Raw genomic sequence first — 20,505 nt, forward strand, 5'->3', positions numbered from 1 at the left:
CGGGTGCGGCGTCCCTCGTGACGCCGCACCCGGGTGGCGGCCCCCTCGGCCGTCGCGGCCGCCCCTTCCTCTCGGAACCCGGAGACAGAACCCATGCACCTGCGCAGGAACTCCTTGGCGGCCGCCGCGGTCGCCGCCCTCTCGATCGGCGGCCTGGCTGCCGTCACCCCGGCCGCTCAGGCCAACCCGGCCGGTACCGGACTCGTGATCAGCGAGGTCTACGGCGGTGGCGGCAACGGCGGTGCCACCTGGACCAACGACTTCATCGAGCTCTACAACCCGACCGACGCACCGATCTCGGTGGAGGGTCACTCCGTGCAGTACCGGTCCGCGACCGGCACGTCTGCGCAGGTCACGCCCCTGAGCGGCTCGGTCCCGCCAGGCGGCCACTACCTGGTGCAGGAGGCGGCAGGCGCCGGCGGCACCAGCGCGCTTCCGACACCGGACGCCAGCGCCGGGATCGCGATGAGTGGCAGCAACGGCGTCGTCCTGCTCGTCGGGTCGACCACAGCCGTCAGCACCACCGGTGACCTTGCCGGCAGCAGCGAGGTGCTCGACGCGGTCGGCTACGGAGCCACGCCGGGGACCTACGAGACGGCGAGAACCGGGGTCGAGCTGACGGCGACCACCGCTGCCTCGCGCACCGACGGAGCAGACACCGACCAGAACGCGAACGACTTCGCCGAGGGTGCGCCGACCCCGACCAACGCGGCCGGCGAGACCCAGCCGCCGGTCAGCGACACGCTGACCGCGACCGACCCGGCCGACCTCGACCTCACCGTCGACGAGCCGATGGGCACGGTCCAGCTCGAGGCGACCGGAGGTACGGCGCCCTACACCTGGTCGTCGACGCCGCTGCCGAATGGGCTGAGCCTCTCCGCAGCCGGAGAGGTCAGCGGCACGCCGACCGCCGTCGGCACGACCACCGTGACCTTCACCGTCGGTGACGCCGAGGGCGCGACCTCGAGCGTCGACGTCGACGTGGAGGTGTCGGGTCCGCCGCAGGCGGTCGCCATCGCCCAGGTCCAGGGCAACGGGGCGTCGTCGCCGCTGGCCGGCCAGGACGTCGTCGTCGAGGGCATCGTGACCGGCGTCTATGCCGATCCCTACGACGCCGAGCCCGGCATGGCCAACTACGGCGGGCTAGACGGCTTCTTCCTGCAGACCGCCGGGACCGGTGGCACCACCGACGCCACCCCCGCTGCATCCGACGGCATCTTCGTCTCCACCGGCAACGACGTGCCGACCAGCGTCGAGCTCGGCGCATCGGTGGAGGTCGCCGGCACGGTGCAGGAGAACTTCGGCACCACCCGCCTGATCGCCCCGGTCGTCACCGCGCTGGACACGGCGCTGCAGCCGGTGACGCCCCTCGAGATCGCCTACCCGACGACCGAGGCGGGCCGCGAGGCCCAGGAGGGCATGCTGCTGGCGCCGACCGACGACTTCACGGTCACCAACAGCTACGGGACCAACCAGTACGGCGAAGTCGGCCTGGCGACCGGCGACAGCCCCCTGCTGCAGCCCAGCGACGTTGCCGCACCCGCCTCACCGGCGTACGACGCGGTGGTGGCCGACAACGCTGCCCGGGGCGTCGTCCTGGACGACGGCACCAGCATCAACTACCTCAGCAACGGCTCGGCCCAGCAGGACTACTCGGTTCCGTGGCTCACCCTGGACAACCCGGTCCGCGTCGGAGCGCGCGCCACCCTGACCGGGCCGGTGATCCTGAACTACGACTTCGACGTCTGGCGCTTCCAGCCGACCGAGCCGGTCCTCGACGAGGGGAGCGATGTCGCCGTCTTCGAGGACACCCGGGTGGACAATGCGACCCCGCAGGACGTCGGGGGAGAGGTCAAGCTGGCGACCTTCAACGTCCTCAACTACTTCAACACCACGGCCGAGGACTTCGTCGCGAACGGCGGCAGCTGCACCTACTACACGGACCGGGACGGCAATCGGATCGGTGCCAACCAGTGCAGCCCCAACGGCCCGCGGGGCGCCGCGACCGACGCCAGCCTGCAGCGCCAGCAGGACAAGATCGTCGCAGCGATCAACGGTCTCGGCGCCGACGTGGTGACGCTCGAGGAGCTGGAGAACTCGATCAAGCTGCTCGGCGAGACCGACCGGGACGACGCGATCGCCGACCTGGTCGAGGCGCTGAACGAGGACGCCGGCAGCGCCACCTGGGCCTACGTGCCGTCGCCGGCCGAAGCGACCACGGCGGCGAACGTGGCTCAGCAGGACGTGATCCGGAGCGGCTACATCTACAAGCCGGCCACGGTGGCGCCGGTCGGGGAGTCGGACATCCTCTTCGACACCAGTGCCTTCGAGAACGCCCGGGAGCCGCTGGCCCAGGTCTTCGCGCCCGTCGGCGGCGAGCCTTCCGACTCGTTCGCGGTGGTCGTCAACCACTTCAAGTCCAAGGGCTGCACCGACGCCTCCGGCGACAACGCGGACGCGGGCGACGGTCAGAGCTGCTACAACGGTGACCGGGTGCGGCAGGCCGGTGCGCTCGTCGACTTCGTGGCCGACTTCACCGCGGCCGCCGGCGTCGAGAAGGTCTTCCTGACCGGCGACTTCAACTCCTACACGTTCGAGGACCCGATGATGGTGCTCGACGACGCCGGCTACTCGGTCGTCGAGTCCGACCAGGAGGGCGACTGGAGCTACTCCTACCAGGGACTCTCCGGCTCGCTGGACCACGTGCTGGCCAACGAACCCGCGCTGGCCGACGTCAGCGGTGCCGACGTCTGGGAGATCAACGCCAACGAGTCGGTGGCCTTCCAGTACAGCAGGTTCAACTACAACGTCACGCCGCTCTACGCGGCCGACCAGTTCGCCGCCTCCGACCACAACCCGGAGATCGTCGGCATCGATCCCGGCGAGGTGGCCGAGCCGCTCGCCGACTCCCGCACCTCGGCCCGTACGACGCCGAAGAAGGTCGTCGCCGGCAAGACCCGGGTGAAGGTGCACGTCAGGGTGCGGGCCGACGGCGCCGCCGCGGCCGGGCGGGTCGAGGTCCGGGTGGCCGGGCACGTCTACCGGGTGCGGCTGAAGAACGGCGCGGGGACGGTGCGTCTCAAGCCGTTCGGGTCGGCCGGCAAGAAGGTGGTGCAGGTCCGCTACCTCGGCAACGCGACCACGGAGGCCTCGCGGGACACGGTGACGGTCAAGGTGGTCAAGGCCAAGCGCAAGGGCAGGCGCTGACCCCCGCCGCGGACCTGGTGAGGTGAGACGGCCGGTGGACCCGCGGGTCCACCGGCCGTCGTCCGGTCCGGGCCCCGTGTCGGGGCAGCGCGGCCCCGGGGCCGACACGCGACACACCGGACGCGGAAGATCCGGGCCTCCGGTAGCGTTGCACCCACGAAAGCCGGTGCCACCGTCCCCGGAGTGCGGGTAGCGTGGCCGCAGAGGAGAGGAGATCCGCGATGGTGCTGTTCCGCCAACGCCTCGGCGACGTGCTGCGCGGTCGTCGTGCTGAGCTGGGACTCACCCTGCGCGAGGTCTCCGGTGTGGCCCGTGTCAGCCTCGGCTACATCTCCGAGATCGAGCGGGGCCAGAAGGAGGCCAGCTCCGAGCTGCTCTCCTCGCTGTGCGAGGCGCTCGACATGCCGCTCTCGGACGTGCTGCGGGACGTCGCCGACGCCGTCGCACTCGACGAGGCCGCGCTCGCGGCCGACCTGCCGGCGATCCCCGCCCGCCCGCACGCGGGCGAGGTCGTCGCCTCAGCCGCCTGATCTCCGAAGGGTCGGGAAACGGGCCCGGCTCAGCGCCCGGCCATCGCCTCCAGGCGGGAGATCCGCTCGGCCATCGGAGGGTGGGTCGAGAACATCTTCGAGAGGTCCTGGGCGCGGAACGGGTTCGCGATCATCATGTGCGAGGCGTTCTGCAACTGAGGTGTCGGCGCCAGCGGTGCGCGAGCGGTGCCGGACTCCAGCTTCCGCAGGGCGGAGGCGAGCGCCATCGGGTCACCGGTCAGACGGGCGCCGTCCTCGTCCGCGTCGTACTCGCGGGTGCGGCTGATCGCCATCTGGATGACGCCGGCGGCGAACGGCGCGAGCAGGGCGGTGGCGATCATGACCAGCGGGTTGGGCCGGTTCTCGTCGTTGCCGCCGAAGATCGAGGTGAACGCGAGGAACTGCGCGACCGAGGAGATCACGCCCGCCACCGCCGCGGCGACCGATCCGGTCAGGATGTCGCGGTTGTAGACGTGCATCAGCTCGTGACCGAGCACGCCGCGCAGCTCGCGCTCGTCGAGCAGGTTCAAGATCCCCTCGGTGCAGCACACCGCCGCGTTCTGCGGGTTGCGTCCGGTGGCGAATGCGTTCGGGGCCTGGGTCGGGGAGATGTAGAGCCGCGGCATCGGCTGGCCCGCCGTGGTGGAGAGCTCACGCACGATCCGGTGCATCGCCGGCGCCTGCGCCTCGGTCACCGGATAGGCGTGCATGGCCTTGATCGCCAGCTTGTCGGAGTTCCAGTAGCCGTAGGCGGTGGTCGCGACACCGATCAGAGCGAAGATCCAGATGAAGGCGGCGTTGCCGGTCGAGGCGGCGATCAGGCCGCCCACGGCGAGCAGCAGCGCGAAGATCGCGCCGAACAGTCCAGCGGTCTTGAGGCCGTTGAAGTGGCGGTGCATACCGGGTCAACGTCTCGCGCCGTGACGGGGTTCCGGCCAGCACCGTGGCGCGCATCTCACCCGGCGGCGGGCTGGCAGGACGGGCACCAGTAGCTGACTCGCTCCTGACCGGGTACGTCGCCGCTGTCCGCGGACCGGATCCGTGTCCCGCAACGGCGGCAGGCCCGACCCGCTCGTCCGTAGACCCAGGTCGGTGCTCGCGGGTCGGCGGTCGTCACCCGCCGGGGCCGGTCCCGGTTGAGCAGCAGCAGCCGACGTGCCCGGTCCACGACGGCGGGGATGTCGTCCACCCCGCCCACCGCGACCTCGGGATGGAGGCGGGTGAGGAAGCAGATCTCGGCGGCGTAGACGTTGCCGATGCCGGCCAGGTTGGACTGGTCGAGCAGGGCACTGCGCAACGGGCGCTCCGGGCGGGCCAGCAGCCGCGCGGCGGCCGTCGCGGCGTGCCCGGGCCCCCAGTCCGGGTCGAGGAGGTCGGGCCCGAGGTGGCCCACCACCTCCGACTCGTCGGCCGACGGGAGCAGGTCGACGGCGCCGAGCGAGAAGCCCACCGCCTCGACCGGTCCGGAGCCGCGGACCGGGGTCGGTGCGGCGAGGAGCACCACCCGCGCGGTGTGTCCCGGACGTTCCCAGCGGTCACCAGGACGGTGCACCCGCCAGGTGCCCTCCATCTTGAGGTGGGTGTGCAGGGTCACCAGGTCGCCGTCCAGATCGAATCGGGTCAGCAGGTGCTTGCCCCGGGACACGGTGCGCACCACCGTCGCGCCGGCCAGGTCGGCGGTGGCGTGCCGGGGGACGCGCAGGTCCGAACGCTCCAGCATCCGGCCCGACAGCGCGCGCTCCAGCAGCGCGGCGGTGCGGAACACGGTGTCGCCCTCAGGCACGGAGGCGCAGCCCCCGCGGAGTCGCCACGAATCCGGCCGCGGCCAGCGCGTCCCGCAGGGCCGAGGTGGTGCCCAGCAACGGCGCTCCGTCGGCCTTCTCCACGGTCAACCGGCCCAGGTGGCCGCGCCGCACCGTGGCGGAGAGCGCCTCGGTCGCCGGCCCGAGCAGGTCGGGGTCCTCGCTCCAGGTGAGCAGCGTGCGGCCGCCCCGCTCGACGTACAGCGCCGGTGCGCCGTCGACGAGCACCACGATCGCGCCTGCCTTGCGGCCGGGGCGGTGCCCGCCGTCGGCCACCGGGTCCGGCCACGGCAACGCCGCGCCGTAGGGGTTGGCCGGGTCGGTCGCTGCCAGCGCGACCGCCACCGGCTTGTCGCCGGGGGCGGCGGTGTGGCTGCGCAGCCGGTCGACCGCGCCCGCGGTGGCGAACTGGGCTGCTCCGAGACCGTCGACGAAGTAGCCGCGGCGGCAGCGGCCGGACTCCTCGAACGCACTGAGCACCCGGTAGACCCCCGCGAACCCGCCGGGCACCCCTCGGCCACCACGGCGCCCCGGGTGACCACGCCGTGGCGCGCGAGCATCCGCTCCGCGACGGCGTGGGCGCGCCGGGTGGGGTCCTCGTCGGCGGCGGGCACCGGGGCCCACCGGCCGGCGGTCTGCGGTGGCCCGCTGCGGGTCAGCCTTGCGGGGCGCGAGGGCGTGGCGCGACCACGGTGGGCGGCGCGCCCGGTCCGGGTCAGTGCCCGCAACGGGGCCAACGTGTCGTTGGTGACCCGGCCGCTCCAGACCGCCGACCAGAGGGCGTCGCTGAGCGTGGCGTCGGTCGGCGGCTGCTCGTCGTCGGCGCGGCACGCGGCCGCGACCTGGTCGGCCACCTGGCGGAAGAACCAGGCTCCGCCGGGTGCGAGGACCTCCAGCACCCGCTCGGTCAACCGGTCCTCCACCGACTGGGGCGGCGGGAGGGAGAGCGGTGCCTGGTCCGCCAGGTGCAGCGACACCCAACCGTCGCCACCGGACAGTGGACCGTGGCCCACCCAGAGCACCTCGCCGGTCGCGGTCAGCTCGTCCAGCATCGCCGGCTCGTAGTCGCGGACCCGGCCGGCGAGGACCAGTGACTCCAGCGCGGAGGCGGGCACCGGCGCGCCGGCCAGCTGCTCGACCGCCGCGAGCACCCCGTCCAGCCCGCGCAGCGCGTTGCGGGTGGTGGTCAGCCCGTGCCAGGACATCGCGAACCGAGCGAGCGTGGTCGGCTCGACCGGCTCGATCTCGTGCCGGAGCCGGGCCAGGCTGCGCCGGCGCAGCCGGCGCAGCACCTCGGCATCGCACCACTCGGTGGTGTCGGCACCGGCCGTGGGCAGGAACTCTCCGGAGAGCACCCGTCCTTGCGCCTCGAGCCGTCCGAGGGTGTGCCGCACCACCGCCACGCCGAGCCCGAGCCGTTCGCCGAGGTCGGCGACGGTGAACGGCCCGTGCGTGCGCGCGTAGCGTCCGACGAGGTCGGCCAGCGGATCCTCGACCGGCTCGGTGAAGGCCGCCGGGACACCCGGAGGCACCGGCACCCCCAGTCCGTCACGGAGCCGCCCGACGTCCTCGATCACGGCCCACGCCTCGCCGTACGGCATCCGCACCGCGACCACCCGCCGGGCGCGCTCGAGGTCGGCGAGGACGCTCGGCGCGTCGAGCCCGGGCACCGCGCGCTCGACGACCTCCGCCGTGGTGAGTGGGCCGACCAGCCGCAGCAGGTCGACCACGCCCTCGGCGTCGCGCGCGCGCCGCTCCGCAGCGGTGCGCTGCAGCTCGGCAGTCACCTCGACGAGGACGTCGGGGTCCAGCAGCTCGCGCAGCTCGGCCCGGCCGAGCAGCTCGGCGAGCAGTCCCTGGTCCAGGGTGAGAGCGGCCGCACGCCGCTCGGCGATCGGGGAGTCGCCCTCGTAGAGGTACTGCGCCACGTAGCCGAACAGCAGGGTCCGGGCGAACGGCGAGGGTTGCGACGTCTCGACGTCGACGACGCTGACCTCGCGGCGGTCCAGCCGCTGCAGCAGCCCGACCAGGCCCGGCAGGTCGTAGACGTCGTTGAGGCACTCGCGCACCGTCTCCAGCAGGATCGGGAACGACGGATACCGGCTGGCCACCTCGAGCAGCGACGCCGCGCGCTGTCGCTGCTGCCACAGCGGGGAGCGTCGCCCGGGGTCGCGGCGGGGGAGCAGGAGCGCCCGGGCGGCGCACTCGCGGAACCGGGCCGCGAACAGGGCCGACCCGCCGACCTCCCGGGTGACCAGGTCCTCGATCTCGTCGGGCTCGAAGACCACCAGGTCGGCGCCGGGCGGCTCCGCGTCGGTGTCGGGGATCCGGATCACGATGCCGTCGTCGGCCGCCATCGCCTGGCCGTCGACGCCGTAGCGCTCCCGCAGGCGGGTGTTGATCGCCAGCGCCCACGGCGCGTGCACGCTGGTCCCGTAGGGCGAGTGCAGCACCAGGCGCCAGTCGCCGAGCTCGTCGCGGAAGCGCTCCACGAGCAGCGCGGTGTCGCACGGCAGGATGCGGGTCGCCTCGGCCTGGTCGCGCAGATAGCCGACCAGGTTCGCCGCGGCGTAGTCGTCCAGTCCCTCGGCCCGGACCCGGGCTCGCGCGTCCTCCTCCGGCAGCGCGCCGATCTCGCGGGTGAACGCGCCGACCGCGGCACCCAGCTCCGCGGGGCGGCCGGGATTGTCGCCCTTCCAGAAGGGCAGCCGAGCGGGGACGCCGGGGGCCGGGGTCACGATCACCCGGTCATGGGTGATGTCCTCGATCCGCCAGGAGGTGGCACCGAGGGCGAAGACGTCGCCGACCCGGCTCTCGTACACCATCTCCTCGTCCAGCTCGCCCACCCGGCGGTTGCTGCCCTCGCCGGCGAGGAAGACGCCGAACAGGCCGCGGTCGGGGATCGTGCCGCCGCTGGTGACGGAGAGACGTTGGGCCCCGGGTCGGCCGGTGAGCTCGCCGGTGACCCGGTCCCAGGTGATCCGGGGCCGCAGCTCGGCGAACTCGTCGCTGGGATAGCGGCCGGCCAGCAGGTCGAGCACCGCCTCGAACGCCGATCTCGGCAGGTTCGCGTAGGGAGCGGAGCGGCGCACCGTCGCGAAGAGCTCCTCGACCGTCCAGGCCTCCAGGGCGACGGTCGAGACCACGTGCTGGGCCAACACGTCCAGCGGGTTCGCCGGAATCCGCAACGCCTCGATCCCCCCGGTCCGCATCCGGCTGACCGACACCGCGGCCGGCACCAGGTCGCCGCGGTGCTGGGGGAAGAAGACGCCTCGGGAGACCTCGCCGACCTGGTGCCCGGCGCGGCCGACCCGCTGCAGCGCACTGGCCACGCTCGGCGGGGCCGCGATCTGGATGACCTGGTCCACCGCCCCCATGTCGATGCCGAGCTCGAGGCTGCTGGTGGCGACCACCGCGGGCAGGCGACCGGACTTCAGGTCGTCCTCGACCAGGGCGCGCTGCTCCTTGGACACCGAGCCGTGGTGGGTGCGGGCCATCAGCGGCGCGGAGCCGGCCGCGGCACCGGACTGCGCCATGATCTGCGCGGGCGGGGCGACCTCGGCGGCGCTCTCCTCGGCGGCGATCTCGTTCAGCCTCGCGGTGAGCCGTTCGGCGGTACGACGACCGTTGGTGAAGACGATCGTCGACGCCGAGCCGTCGATCAGGTCGGCCACCCGTTGCTCGACGTGCGGCCAGATGCTCGGTGCGGTGGTGGCGCCGATCTCGGCGTCGAGGTCGTCGGCCTCGCCGCCGTCGGGGCCGGTGCGGGGGAGGTCGGTCATGTCCTCGACCGGGACCTCGACCCGCAGGTCCCACTCCTTGTGCGCGGGCGGGGTGACGATCTCGACCGGAGCGGCGCCGCCGAGGAAGCGGGCGACCTCCTCGGTGGGACGGACGGTGGCGGAGAGGCCGATGCGCTGGGCCGGGCTGGCCAGCCGGGCGTCGAGTCGCTCCAGGCTGAGGGCGAGGTGGGCGCCGCGCTTCGTCCCGGCGACGGCGTGGACCTCGTCGACGATCACGGTGTCGATCCCGTCCAGGGTCTCCCGGGCCTGCGAGGTGAGCATCAGGAAGAGCGACTCCGGCGTGGTGATCAGGATGTCCCCCGGTCGGGTGCCCAGCCGCCGCCGCTCGTTGGCCGGGGTGTCGCCCGAGCGCACGCCGATCTCGACCTCGCGCAGCCCCTCGCCGGTCGGGTCCAACCGGGCCGCCGTCTGCCGGATGCCGGTCAGCGGGGCGCGCAGGTTGCGCTCCACGTCCACGGCGAGCGCCTTCAGCGGGGAGACGTAGAGCACGCGGGTCCGCTGCCGGCGTTCGGCGGGAGGGGGTGAGGTCAGCAGACGGTCGAGGGCGGCCAGGAAGGCACTGAGCGTCTTGCCGGAGCCGGTCGGCGCGACGACCAGGGTGTGCCGACCGCGTCCGATCGCCGCCCACGCCCCGGCCTGGGCGGCGGTCGGCTCGGCGAACGCCGCCCGGAACCAGGTGCGGGTGGCCGCACCGAACCCGGCGAGCGGGTCGGTGGGGTCGGCGGGGTCGGGAGCGGCGAGCACGTCACCAGTCTGACCCAGACCGCCGACATGACCGCAGCACGTCACGGCAGCACGTCCCGGCACGACCCAGGCTCACGGTGCGGGCGGGTCGGGGTTCAGTCGAGCGCCGCGACGCCCCGCGCGACCCACGCGCTCAGCTCGTCGTCGTGGGTGAGGTGCTCCGCCGCGACCCGCACCCAGCCGCCCATCACCCGGGTGCCCATCTCGACCGGCTCGGCCGGGGTGCTCGCCACCAGCTCCCGAGCGGCACCGGCGCCGACCCTGACCATGATCCCGCCCTGACCGCTGACCGCCAGTGCCATCGAGCCGTCGAGGAGGAACGCGAGGCCGCCGAACATCGCCTTCTCGGCCCCGAGCCGTCCACCGGCGATCGGCAACCCGTCCAGGGCCGCGCGGACCCGGGTGGCCAGCGTCTCGTCGTACGCCATGGGGTGAGGCTAGGCCCGAGCGCCGACACCGCTGCCGGATGCTGCCTCCGGCGGGCGCGTGGTCACGGGTTCCGGCCGATGAACCCGAGCAACCGGGTCTGCGCGTCGGCTCCGGCGGGGACCTCGACCTTCGGCCCGTACTGCCCACTGGCGCGCAGCACCTCGTCCAGCGGCTCCATCCCGGCCAGCATCACGGCGCAGCGTCCGGGGTCGAGCCGCTCGTCCTGCCCGGTCGCGCGGGCCAGGTCCCAGGTGTGCAGGAAGACGTCGGCGGTGTAGAACCGGGAGACCATCCGGTCCAGCGGCATCGCCGGGATGTGCGGGTGCTCGAAGGTCCGCCCCCGCACATCGGGGGAGTCGAGCAGCGCCTGGACGTCCGCCGAGCGCTGCCGCCAGGCCGCGACCGGGTCGTCGTCCACGTCGACCGGCGGAAGGCTGATGCCGGCCGACGACAGCAGCCCCGGGAACCACTCCACCAGGTGTCGTACGACGTCCCGCGCCGTCCAGCCCTCGACCGGGGCCGGTGCGGACCAGCCGGGCGCATCGGCAGCGCCGACGCCGGCCACCCGCTCGCCGAAGAGGCCGGCCACCACCCGGTGCTCGGCGGCCGGCTCGTCGGGGGTCATCCGGCCGCCCCGTCGCCCGCCCGCTGCATCTGGACGAGCAGCGCGTCGAGCGCGTCGTAGCCCTCGTTCACGCCGACCTCCATCCCGCTGGCCAGCATCCCGGCGCGGGACTCGAAGTCGTAGACGACCGAGAGCGCCTCGAGGCGGGTGCGCCCGCCCGGGAGCTCGTGGAAGAGCAGGGTGTCCAGGCTGACCGCGTCGGGCATCTCCTCGAAGCCGAAGGTCTGCACGATCCGGCGGTGCTGGTCGACCCGGTGCACCGCGCCGTAGAAGTGGGCGACGTCCTCGCCCTCGCGGGTGGCGGTGTAGCGGTATGCGCCGCCGGTGCGGATGTCCCACACGTCGATGTCCATGCCGATCGAGTGCGGGCCCATCCACTGGGCGACGAGGTCGGGCTCCACGTGGGCGCGCCAGAGGAGCTCGCACGGAGCGTCGAAGTCGCGGGTCATCCGGATGGTGGGCAGGTCGGGATCGGCCTCGATCCGGGTGCCGCCGGTGGTCTGGTCGGAAGGGGTGGTCATCCTGCTGCTCCTCGGTGTGTCGGGTCGGCCGGGTCGGCGTCGCCGGGCGCGGGGGAGTCGTGTCCCTGCATCCGGACCAGCACGGTGTCCAGCCGCTGGTAGCGCTCCTCGGCCTGGCCGCGGTAGCGGTCGATCCACTTCGTCATCAGGTCGAACACCTCGGCGTCCAGGTGCACCGGGCGCCGTTGCGCATCGCGGCTGCGTCGCACCAGCCCGGCCTCCTCCAGCACCTTCAGGTGCTTGGAGATCGCCTGGAGCGAGACCTGGTAGGGAGCGGCCAGCTCGCTGACCGTCGCGTCTCCGGTGCTCAGCCGCGCCACCAGGTCCCGCCGGGTCGGATCGGCGAGTGCGCCGAAGGCCCGGGACAGGCGGTCATCGTGTTCAACCATGTGGTTGATTCAATGCCCGCGGGCGCGGTTTGTCAACCGATGGGTTGAGAAAGGTCGATGATCGTCCCGCGAGGAACCTCAGCTCCGCGCCATCGGAGGCTGGATCGCGTCGGCCGGGCCGCGGCGGTAGAGCAGCGCCCGACGCCCGCCGGTCTCGCCCGCCCCGCCGTGGTCGTCGGTGGCCACCACGAAACCGTCGGTGCCCAGCACCTTGCGCCGGAAGTTGCCGAGGTCCGGCGGGGTGCCCCACACCGCGGCGTACACCCGGCGCAGCTCGGGCAGCGTGAAGGGCTCGGCGACGAACTCCGTCGCCAGCGTCGTGTACTCCAGCTTCGCCCGGACCCGCTCCCGGGCGTCCAGCAGGATCTGGTGGTGGTCGAAGGCCAGGGTGGGCGTGTCCGGCCCGGTGCCGAGCAGGTCGTCGACCGCCCACCAGCGGGCGTCGGCGGCGTCGGTGCCGGCCTGCGGGTCGGGGAGGTCCGGTGCCAGCGCGACGTAGGCGACCGACACCACCCGCATCCGGGGGTCGCGGTCCGGGGCGGAGTAGGTCCTCAGCTGCTCCAGGTGGCCGCCGAACCCGGCCACGCCGGTCTCCTCGGCGAGCTCGCGTGCGGCCGCCTGCTCGGCGTCCTCGTCCGGCTCGACGAACCCGCCGGGCAGGGCCCAGGATCCGGCGAACGGGTCCTCGCCGCGTCGGACCAGCAGGACCGCGAGTGCGCCGTCGCGGATGGTGAAGACCGCCAGGTCGACGGTCACGGCGAAGGGAGGGTGATCGGTCATCGCCGCTGCACCCCCGCTGCCTCCATCTCCGCCAACGCGGCGGCCGAGCTCTCCGCGGCGACTCCGGCATGCAGGCCGTCGAGCAGGGTGACCGTGAAGCCCTCCTTGACGGCATCCAGGGCGGTCGCCCGGACGCAGTAGTCGGTGGCGATCCCGGTGACGTCGACCTCCTCGACGCCGGCTTCGCGCAGGATGTCGGCGAGCCGGCGGCCCTCCTCGCTCACCCCCTCGAACGCCGAGTACGCCGGCTCGCCCATGCCCTTGACCACGTGGTGCGTCACCGCGTCGGTCACCAGGTCGGGGGCGTAGTGCGACCCGTCCTCGCCCTGCACGCAGTGCACCGGCCAGGTCTCCACGAAGTCGGGGTCCTCGCCCGGGGCCGCGAAGTGTCCGCCGTTGGTGCCCTCGCCGTGGTGCCAGTCCCGCGACGCCGCGACCACGCGGTAGTCGTCGGCGCGTGCGTCGAGGTGCTCGCTGATCCGGCGGGCCACGTCGTTGCCGCCGTCGACGCCGAGCGAGCCGCCCTCGACGAAGTCGTTCTGGACGTCGACGATCAGCAGGGCCCTGGCGGCCCGGGGCCCGGTGCTGCCGGTGCCGTCGAGGGTGCTCGGGGTGGTCGAGGTATTGGTCTGGTTCATCGGGGTCTCCTCCCGCTGGGTGGGTGGGGCGTGCAGGTCGGGTGCGTCCGCGGTCACGGTGAGGTAGGCGTCGCCGGCCGCCACTGTGCGCTCACCGGGCGGCAGGGTGGCCAGGGTGGCCCGGGTGTGCTCGCGGACCTCGGCGAGGCCGGGGGCGTGGACCACCTCGCCGGCCCGGACCAGGGCCACCTGTGCGGGCGTGGCGCCCTCCGGCGGCCCGGCGGTGTCGGCGGTGTACCACTCCGCGGTGAGCACGCCGGCGTCGTACCGGCGCCAGGCGCGCTTGGCGCCGCCCACCGAGGCCTTGGCCGCCGACCTCTTCGCCACCGGGCGCAGGGTGCCGCCGGGCTCGTCGGCGACCGCGACGAGCTTGTAGACCATGCTCGCGGTCGGGTGTCCGGACCCGGTGGCCACGCGGGTGCCGACGCCGTAGCCGTCGATCGGGGCGTCGGCGAGCGCGGCGATCACGAACTCGTCGAGGTCGCTGGTCACGGTGATCCGGGTGCTGGTGGCGCCCAGTTCGTCGAGCAGCGCGCGGGCCCGCACCGACTCCTCGGCCAGGTCGCCGGAGTCGATCCGGATCGCGCCGAGGCCGGTGCCGGCGACCCGCACCGCGGTCCGGATCCCCTCGGTGGTGTCGTAGGTGTCGACGAGCAGCGTGGTGCCCGCGCCGAGCGCCTCGACCTGGCTGCGGAAGGCCTCCGCCTCGCTGCGGTGGGCGAGGGTGAAGGCGTGGGCGGCGGTGCCGACGGTGGGCACGCCGTGCAGACGCCCGGCGGCGAGGTTGCTGGTGGAGGCGAACCCGGCCAGGTACGCAGCCCGCGCGGTCGCGATCGCCGCCTGCTCGTGGGTACGACGACTGCCCATCTCGATCAGCGGCCGGCCGCCGGCGGCGACCGCCATGCGCGCCGCCGCACTGGCGATCGCGGTGTCGTGGTTCAGCACGCTGAGCACCAGCGTCTCCAGCACCACGCACTCGCCGAGGGTGCCGCGCACCGTGAGCACCGGGCTGCCCGGGAAGTAGAGGTCGCCCTCCCGGTAGCCGTCGATGTCGCCGCGGAAGCGGAAGTCGCGCAGATAGCGGGCGGTCTCCGTGCCGACCACGCCCTGGGCGGCGAGCCATTCGACCTCCGCCCCGCCGAAGGAGAAGTCGGTGATCATCGGCAGCAGCCGGCCGAGTCCGGCGAGCACGCCGTAGCGGCGGCCCTCGGGCAGTCGGCGGGCGAACGCCTCGAACACCGCCGGGTTGTCGACGCTGCCGTCGCGGACCCAGGAGTCGAGCATCGTCAGCTCGTAGCGATCGGTCAGCAGGCCGGTCCGGTCCATCGCAGCACCTCCACGTTGTAGTCAGAATGACTATAACACGGAGGGGTGCGCTCCTCTATAGGCTGCCCGCCATGACCGCCGCACGCGAGGAGGCCGAGGCCCTCGCCGAGGCCTATGAGACGGACCTGCGCGCGGCCACCGTCGAGCGGCGCTCCCGCGGCGCCTTCTACACGCCACCCGCGCTCGTCGCCTGGGTGCTGGACCACGCGCTGCCGGCGTCGACCGACGGCGCGGACGCTCCGCGGGTGCTCGACCCCGCCTGCGGCACCGGCCACTTCCTGGTCGCTGCCGCACGACGACTCGGTGACGTGCGCGCGGTCTGGGGCTCGGACCTGGACCCCGAGGCGGTGCGCATCGCCCGGCTGCGGCTGGCGGCGCTCGCGCCGGAGGTCCCCCCGGCCGAGATCGAGGCGCGGGTCAGGGTCGCCGACGGACTGGCCGAGTGGGCCGGCGAACACTTCGACGCGGTGGTCGGCAACCCGCCGTTCCTCGGACAGCTGCGGGCACGCACCGCCGGGCGCACCGGAGGCCTCGGTGCCTACACCGACACCAGCGCCGCCTTCCTGCACGCCGCCCTCGACCTGGTGCAGCCGGGTGGCACGGTCGCGCTGGTGCAGCCGCTCTCGGTGCTCGCGGCCCGCGACGCGGGACCGGTCCGGGCGGCCGTCGCCGGCAGGGGTGCGGTCACCGCCTTCTGGTGCAGCCCCACCCCGGTCTTCGCCGACACCCCGGTGCTGACCTGCGTGCCGGTGGTCCGGATCGGCGCCGCGGCGGCCATCGGCCCGGACGAGTGGGGCGCGCTCGCCGCGCCGTCCTTCGGCATCCCGGCCGTGACCCTGCCGAGGGGCCCCGGGACGCTCGGTGACCTGGCCGTGACCACCGCGGACTTCCGGGACCAGTACTACGGGCTGCGGCCCTACGTGGCCGAGTCGCCGGGGCGGAGCGACCCGGCCCGCTGGGCCCCACTGGTGACCACCGGCCTGATCGACCCCGCCGACCTGCGCTGGGGCGGCTTCCCGACCCGCTTCGACCGCCGCCGGTACGACGCCCCGGTGGTCGACGTCGCCGCGCTGTCCGCCGGTCCCGACCGGGCACTGGCCCGCTGGGCGGCTGCCCGCCGGGTGCCCAAAGTACTGGTGGCCGGGCAGGGCAGGGTGATCGAGGCGATCGCCGACGCCGAAGGCGGGCTGCTGCCGTCGGTGCCGGTGCTGACCGTGGTGCCGCGCGACGGGCAGGACGTCTGGCCGCTGCTCGCGCTGACCCTGGCGCCACCCCTGGTGGCGGCCGCGGCGGCGCGCTACCTGGGCACCGGTCTGACGGCGGCGTCGATCAAGGTCAGTGCCACCCAGTTGGCCGCGCTCCCGCTGCCCGGCGACGGCCGCTCCGAGCGCGCCGCCTGGCGGGAGGCCGCCCGAGGGGCCCGACGCGCGCAGCAGGCCCGCGCGGCCGGCGCGGACGACCTCCAGCACGCCGAGGCCCTGGAGGAGGTCGGGGTGCTGATGACCGCGGCCTACGGGCTGGACCCGCACGGGGCGGACCAGGAGCTCTGCGGCTGGTGGAGCGGGCGCCTGCGGCGGAACGCCGTCGGCGTTCGGACCGATAACCGTTCGGACCCTGGCGGCCCGGGCTCCTAGGATCACGGGGTGACGCACCCTGAGGCCGGACCCGCGCCGTTCCCGGCGCCCGACGACTCCGGACCACCCGCCGAGCCGGAGTCGATGATCCGGGCCCGGGGCCTGCGCAAGTCCTTCGGCTCGTTCGAGGCGGTCCGCGGGGTCGACCTCGACGTGCGTCCCGGCGAGGTGTTCGGGTTCCTCGGGCCCAACGGGGCGGGCAAGTCCTCCACGATGCGGATGATCGCCTCGGTCTCCCCGGTCACCGCCGGTGAGCTCCGGATCCTGGGCATGGACCCGGCCGTGGACGGGCCGGCGATCCGTGCGCGGATCGGGGTGTGCCCGCAGGAGGACAACCTGGACAACGAGATCAACGTCGCCGACAACCTCTACGTCTACGGGCGCTACTTCGGGCTGCCGAAGGCGGTGGTCCGCGAGCGCGTCGCCGAGCTGCTGGAGTTCGCCAAGCTGACCGACAAGGCCGGCGCGCAGGTCGACGAGCTCTCCGGTGGCATGAAGCGTCGGCTGACCATCGCCCGCTCCCTGATCAACCGTCCCGACCTGCTGCTGCTCGACGAGCCCACCACCGGGCTGGACCCGCAGGCGCGCCACCTGCTCTGGGACCAGCTGTACCGGCTCAAGCAGGCCGGCGTGACCCTGGTGATCACCAGCCACTACATGGACGAGGTCGAGCAGCTCGCGGACCGCCTGGTGGTGATGGACAAGGGCGTCATCGTCGCGGAGGGCTCCCCGATGGAGCTGATCCGCGCGCACTCCACCCGCGAGGTGGCCGAGTTGCGCTTCGGGGTGGGGGAGCACCAGGCGCTGGAGGCGGAGATCGCCGACCTCGGGGACCGCGTCGAGGTGCTGCCGGACCGGCTGCTCGTCTACGCCGCCGACGGCGAGGAGGTGGTGGCGCAGGTGCACGCACGCGGTCTGGTGCCGCTGGCCACCCTGGTCCGGCGCTCCACGCTGGAGGACGTCTTCCTGCGCCTCACCGGCCGGACGCTGGTCGAGTGATGGCGGCCGCGACGCCGGGCTCGCTCGGCCTGCGGGAGGGGATCGGCCGCCAGGTCGACTACTGGGCCACCCTGTGGCGCCGGACCTGGCGGGGCGTGATCGTCTCCTCGTTCCTCTCGCCGTTCCTCTACGTGCTCGCCATGGGGGTGCTCCTCGGCGGGTTCGTCGAGGCCGACCCGGACGTGCTGGAGGGCGCGACGTCGTACCTGGCCTTCGTGGTGCCGGGGCTGATCGCGGCGCACGCGATGCAGACCGCGGTCTCCGAGACGACCTACCCGGTGATGGGCATGATCAAGTGGCAGCGGGTCTACGAGTCGATGCTGGCCACCCCGCTCGAGCCTCGCCACGTGGTGGGCGCGCACCTGTCGTCGGTGGTGCTGCACCTCGCCGTCACCTGCGGTCTCTACAACCTGGTGATGGTTCCGTTCGGGGTCTTCGAGGCGTGGTGGTCACCGTTCCTGGCGTTCGTCGCACAGGTGCTCTGCGGGACCGCCTTCGCCGCGATCGTCTACGGCTACGCCACGCGGGTCCGCTCGGAGGAGAGCTTCGGCGTGCTGTTCCGGGTCGGTGTCTTCCCGCTGTTCCTGTTCTCCGGTGCCTTCTTCCCGGTCGTCAACCTCGGGGAGGCCGGTGCCTGGCTGGCCCGGGTGACGCCACTGTGGCACGGGGTGAACCTCTCCCGGATGCTCACCCTGGACCACGTGACCTGGTGGGTGGCGGCGGTCAACGCCGGCGTCCTGGTGGCCCTGGTCGTGCTGGGTTGGCGCTGGTCGGTCTCCGGGCTGCAGAAGCGGATGATCGCGTGAGCGCCGCCGCGGCGGCCTCCGCGGCACCGCCGCTGCGTCCCTGGCAGGCCGTTCGTCTCCTGCTGCTGCGCAACTACATGTCCTACCGGCGCGCCTGGCCGCTCTTCTTGACCGGCTTCCTCGAGCCGTTCTTCTACCTCCTCTCCATCGGCATCGGCGTCGGTGCCCTGGTCGACTCGTTCTCCTTCGGTGGGAGGGAGATCGACTACGCGACCTTCGTCGCCCCCGGGATGCTCGCGGTCTCCGCCTTCAACGGGGCACTGATGGACTCCACGTTCAACGTCTACTTCAAGCTCCGGCTCAACAAGCTCTACGACCAGATCCTCGCCACACCGATGACCACGTCCGACGTCGCCCGTGGGGAGATCGCCTGGGGGCAGTTGCGGGGCGGGATCTACGCCACCGGCTTCCTGCTGGTGATGCTCGCGATGGGTCTGATCGAGTCCTGGTGGGCGCTGCTGGCGCTGCCGGCCGTGCTGCTGCTGGGCTTCGCCTTCAGCGCGGTCTGCATGGCCGCCACGACCTGGATGAAGTCGTTCCAGGACTTCGACAAGATCACCTTGATCCAGCTCCCGTTGTTCCTCTTCTCGGCCACCTTCTTCCCGATCGACACCTATCCGGAGCCGGTGCGCTGGCTGGTCGAGTGCACCCCGCTCTACCGCGGCGTGGTGCTCTGTCGCGAGCTCACCACCGGCGAGGTCTCCTGGGCCTCGGCGGTCTCGGTGGTGTATCTGGTCGCGATGGGTCTGGCAGGGTTGTGGCTGGTGCGGCGCCGGCTGGACGCGCTGCTGCTCACCTGAGCGGCGGACGCCGGCCGGGCGACGCGCGGGACGGGATGTGCAGGACGGAGGAGGTCCGGTGGGGCGACGACGGGTGATCGGGATCGGTGCCGGGGCGGTGGTCGTGGTGGCCGTCGCTGTCGCGCTCGCGCTCTTCCAGCCCTGGCTGCTGGTGGTCGACGAGACGGTGGAGGAGGACCTGCCCGACGACGTGGTCGCCACCGACGACAGCGGTCTGGCCGGGGACGGGGAGTCCGACGGCGCGACCGACGCCGCCGAGCAGGCGCAGAGCCCGGAGCCGACGCGGTCCGCGCCTGCCTGGACCGAGCTCGCATCCGGCGACTTCATCGACGCCGAGCACGGCACCACCGGCCGGGCGCGGATCGTGCGCAGCGCCGACGGCGACCGTCAGCTCTGGCTGGAGGGCCTGGACACCTCCAACGGCCCGGACCTGCACGTGTGGGTCACCGACCGCCCCAGCGGGGGCGACTGCGCCGGCTGCTCGGACTCGTGGGGCATCTACGACGACGGCGCCTACGCGCGGCTCGGCGAGCTCAAGGGAAACCGCGGTGACCAGCGCTATCCGATCCCGGACGACGCGGACCTGTCGGCGATGACGTCGGTCGTGATCTGGTGCGACCGGTTCAACGTCGCCTTCGGCACTGCCGCGATCGCCTGATCGGGGTCGCCCTGAGCGCGCCCGCGCCGCTCAGCGCCCCGAGACGCGGGCGCCGACCGCCTCGGCGGTGCGGCGCACGGCGACCACCGTGCTCGCGACCTCGGCCGGGGTGGGGTCGTCGGCCTCGCGCCAGGTGACCGCGATCGCGGCGACCGGGTGGTCGTTGTGGTCGCGCACCGCCACGGCCACCGAGGCGAAGCCGGGCGTGACCTCGCCGGACTCCTCGGCGTGCCCGCGGGTCCGGGTCTCCACGAGGACGCGACGCAGGGCGGTCGGTCCGTCCGGTCCCCGCCCGTGCCGGTCGGTGAACGCCGCTCGGTCGGGGTAGAGCGCCCGGACCTGCGCGGCGGGCAGCGCCGCGAGGATGGCGCGGCCGCTGGCGGTCAGGTGCGAGGGCATCCGCACCCCGACGTCGGTGACCAGCGGCGGCCGGCCGGGTGCGCGCTCCTCGATCACGTAGAGCACGTCGCGGCCGTGCAGCACCGCGAGGTGGGCCGACTGCCCGACGGCATCGACCAGCATCGCCAGCGGACGCCGGGCGATCCGCTGCAGCGGCTCCTGGCGCACGTAGCCGGAGCCGACCTCGAACGCGGCCACGCCGACGCCGTACCGGCGCTCGTCGGGGAGGTGCACGACAAAGCCCTCGTCGACCATCGCCGCCAGCAGGTGGTACGTCGAGGACCGGGGCAGTCCGGTCGCGCGGGCGATGCGCTCGACCGGGACCGGTCCCGGCTGCGCCGCCAGGAAGCGGAGCACGCGCAGCGCCCGGGTGGCCGCCGGCACCTGGGACCGCTCCGGCACCGGTGTCATCCCC

At 73.5% G+C, this 20,505-nt stretch carries 16 protein-coding genes and 1 pseudogene; 7 read left to right on the forward strand and 10 right to left on the reverse strand.

The window, feature by feature from the left end; genetic code table 11:
• The first annotated feature begins 93 nt into the window (after nt 1-93).
• Entirely contained in the window at nt 94-3,207 is a 3,114-nt protein-coding gene (locus tag FIV43_RS04215) for an ExeM/NucH family extracellular endonuclease (protein ID WP_141013124.1), read from the forward strand.
• Nucleotides 3,208-3,428: 221 nt separating this feature from the next.
• On the forward strand, nt 3,429-3,737 hold the full coding sequence (locus FIV43_RS04220) for a helix-turn-helix domain-containing protein (protein WP_141013125.1): 309 nt from the start codon (nt 3,429-3,431) through the stop codon (nt 3,735-3,737).
• Nucleotides 3,738-3,766: 29 nt separating this feature from the next.
• Here the strand turns inward: FIV43_RS04220 and htpX are convergent, their stop codons facing one another.
• The 9 genes and pseudogenes from htpX to FIV43_RS23425 form a co-directional block, all read right to left on the reverse strand.
• Nucleotides 3,767-4,636, reverse strand: coding sequence for a zinc metalloprotease HtpX (htpX, locus tag FIV43_RS04225; protein WP_141013126.1), 870 nt, complete (start codon nt 4,634-4,636; stop codon nt 3,767-3,769).
• Between the two features lie 56 nt (nt 4,637-4,692).
• The gene (locus FIV43_RS04230) at nt 4,693-5,520 is read right to left on the reverse strand and encodes a DNA-formamidopyrimidine glycosylase family protein (RefSeq protein WP_141013127.1); all 828 of its coding nucleotides are present in this window, start codon (nt 5,518-5,520) and stop codon (nt 4,693-4,695) included.
• A gap of 427 nt (nt 5,521-5,947) precedes the next feature.
• Nucleotides 5,948-10,149 (reverse strand): annotated as a pseudogene (locus FIV43_RS04235) (ATP-dependent helicase); the annotation flags it as partial.
• A 32-nt stretch (nt 10,150-10,181) separates the two neighbouring features.
• Entirely contained in the window at nt 10,182-10,514 is a 333-nt protein-coding gene (locus FIV43_RS04240) for a TfoX/Sxy family protein (RefSeq protein ID WP_141013128.1), read from the reverse strand.
• 62 nt (nt 10,515-10,576) lie between these two features.
• Nucleotides 10,577-11,140 (reverse strand): TIGR03086 family metal-binding protein, encoded by a 564-nt coding sequence (locus FIV43_RS20825; protein WP_181407679.1) that lies wholly within the window; start codon nt 11,138-11,140, stop codon nt 10,577-10,579.
• Entirely contained in the window at nt 11,137-11,661 is a 525-nt protein-coding gene (locus FIV43_RS20830; RefSeq protein WP_181407680.1) for an SRPBCC family protein, read from the reverse strand. The genes FIV43_RS20825 and FIV43_RS20830 overlap by 4 nt, the downstream gene beginning before the upstream one ends.
• On the reverse strand, nt 11,658-12,050 hold the full coding sequence (locus FIV43_RS04250; protein WP_141013129.1) for an ArsR/SmtB family transcription factor: 393 nt from the start codon (nt 12,048-12,050) through the stop codon (nt 11,658-11,660). Before FIV43_RS04250 ends, FIV43_RS20830 begins: the two co-directional genes overlap by 4 nt.
• Nucleotides 12,051-12,128: 78 nt before the next feature.
• Nucleotides 12,129-12,830 (reverse strand): NUDIX hydrolase, encoded by a 702-nt coding sequence (locus FIV43_RS04255; protein ID WP_141013130.1) that lies wholly within the window; start codon nt 12,828-12,830, stop codon nt 12,129-12,131.
• The gene (locus tag FIV43_RS23425; RefSeq protein WP_141013131.1) at nt 12,827-14,794 is read right to left on the reverse strand and encodes a nicotinate phosphoribosyltransferase; all 1,968 of its coding nucleotides are present in this window, start codon (nt 14,792-14,794) and stop codon (nt 12,827-12,829) included. Before FIV43_RS23425 ends, FIV43_RS04255 begins: the two co-directional genes overlap by 4 nt.
• 71 nt (nt 14,795-14,865) lie before the next feature.
• On the opposite strand from FIV43_RS23425, the gene FIV43_RS04265 reads away from it, so the two are divergent.
• The 5 genes from FIV43_RS04265 to FIV43_RS04285 are packed head-to-tail and all read left to right on the forward strand — an operon-like array spanning nt 14,866 to nt 19,691.
• On the forward strand, nt 14,866-16,428 hold the full coding sequence (locus tag FIV43_RS04265) for an HsdM family class I SAM-dependent methyltransferase (RefSeq protein ID WP_181407681.1): 1,563 nt from the start codon (nt 14,866-14,868) through the stop codon (nt 16,426-16,428).
• 9 nt (nt 16,429-16,437) lie between these two features.
• The gene (locus FIV43_RS04270; RefSeq protein WP_456237753.1) at nt 16,438-17,427 is read left to right on the forward strand and encodes an ABC transporter ATP-binding protein; all 990 of its coding nucleotides are present in this window, start codon (nt 16,438-16,440) and stop codon (nt 17,425-17,427) included.
• On the forward strand, nt 17,427-18,233 hold the full coding sequence (locus FIV43_RS04275) for an ABC transporter permease (protein ID WP_141013133.1): 807 nt from the start codon (nt 17,427-17,429) through the stop codon (nt 18,231-18,233). The genes FIV43_RS04270 and FIV43_RS04275 overlap by 1 nt, the downstream gene beginning before the upstream one ends.
• Nucleotides 18,230-19,033, forward strand: a complete 804-nt coding sequence (locus tag FIV43_RS04280) for an ABC transporter permease (protein WP_231123684.1) — start codon at nt 18,230-18,232, stop codon at nt 19,031-19,033. Before FIV43_RS04275 ends, FIV43_RS04280 begins: the two co-directional genes overlap by 4 nt.
• A gap of 58 nt (nt 19,034-19,091) precedes the next feature.
• Nucleotides 19,092-19,691: a DM13 domain-containing protein gene (locus FIV43_RS04285; RefSeq protein WP_196780975.1), complete on the forward strand. Its 600-nt coding sequence runs from the start codon at nt 19,092-19,094 to the stop codon at nt 19,689-19,691.
• Between the two features lie 30 nt (nt 19,692-19,721).
• Here FIV43_RS04285 and FIV43_RS04290 read toward each other — a convergent pair whose 3' ends face one another.
• Complete coding sequence (locus FIV43_RS04290; RefSeq protein ID WP_141013134.1) at nt 19,722-20,501, reverse strand: IclR family transcriptional regulator; 780 nt, start codon at nt 20,499-20,501, stop codon at nt 19,722-19,724.
• Nucleotides 20,502-20,505: the final 4 nt, after the last annotated feature.

This window comes from Nocardioides sambongensis (assembly GCF_006494815.1).
Classification (GTDB): domain Bacteria; phylum Actinomycetota; class Actinomycetes; order Propionibacteriales; family Nocardioidaceae; genus Nocardioides; species Nocardioides sambongensis.

Excerpts from the sequence above, each read along its gene's own strand:
- FIV43_RS04215 (WP_141013124.1), top strand. The coding sequence starts at position 94 with ATGCACCTGCGCAGGAACTCCTTGGCGGCCGCCGCGGTCGCCGCCCTC.
- FIV43_RS04220 (WP_141013125.1), top strand. The coding sequence starts at position 3,429 with ATGGTGCTGTTCCGCCAACGCCTCGGCGACGTGCTGCGCGGTCGTCGT.
- htpX (WP_141013126.1), bottom strand. The coding sequence starts at position 4,636 with ATGCACCGCCACTTCAACGGCCTCAAGACCGCTGGACTGTTCGGCGCG.
- FIV43_RS04240 (WP_141013128.1), bottom strand. The coding sequence starts at position 10,514 with ATGGCGTACGACGAGACGCTGGCCACCCGGGTCCGCGCGGCCCTGGAC.
- FIV43_RS20825 (WP_181407679.1), bottom strand. The coding sequence starts at position 11,140 with ATGACCCCCGACGAGCCGGCCGCCGAGCACCGGGTGGTGGCCGGCCTC.
- FIV43_RS20830 (WP_181407680.1), bottom strand. The coding sequence starts at position 11,661 with ATGACCACCCCTTCCGACCAGACCACCGGCGGCACCCGGATCGAGGCC.
- FIV43_RS04250 (WP_141013129.1), bottom strand. The coding sequence starts at position 12,050 with ATGGTTGAACACGATGACCGCCTGTCCCGGGCCTTCGGCGCACTCGCC.
- FIV43_RS04255 (WP_141013130.1), bottom strand. The coding sequence starts at position 12,830 with ATGACCGATCACCCTCCCTTCGCCGTGACCGTCGACCTGGCGGTCTTC.
- FIV43_RS23425 (WP_141013131.1), bottom strand. The coding sequence starts at position 14,794 with ATGGACCGGACCGGCCTGCTGACCGATCGCTACGAGCTGACGATGCTC.
- FIV43_RS04265 (WP_181407681.1), top strand. The coding sequence starts at position 14,866 with ATGACCGCCGCACGCGAGGAGGCCGAGGCCCTCGCCGAGGCCTATGAG.
- FIV43_RS04275 (WP_141013133.1), top strand. The coding sequence starts at position 17,427 with ATGGCGGCCGCGACGCCGGGCTCGCTCGGCCTGCGGGAGGGGATCGGC.
- FIV43_RS04290 (WP_141013134.1), bottom strand. The coding sequence starts at position 20,501 with ATGACACCGGTGCCGGAGCGGTCCCAGGTGCCGGCGGCCACCCGGGCG.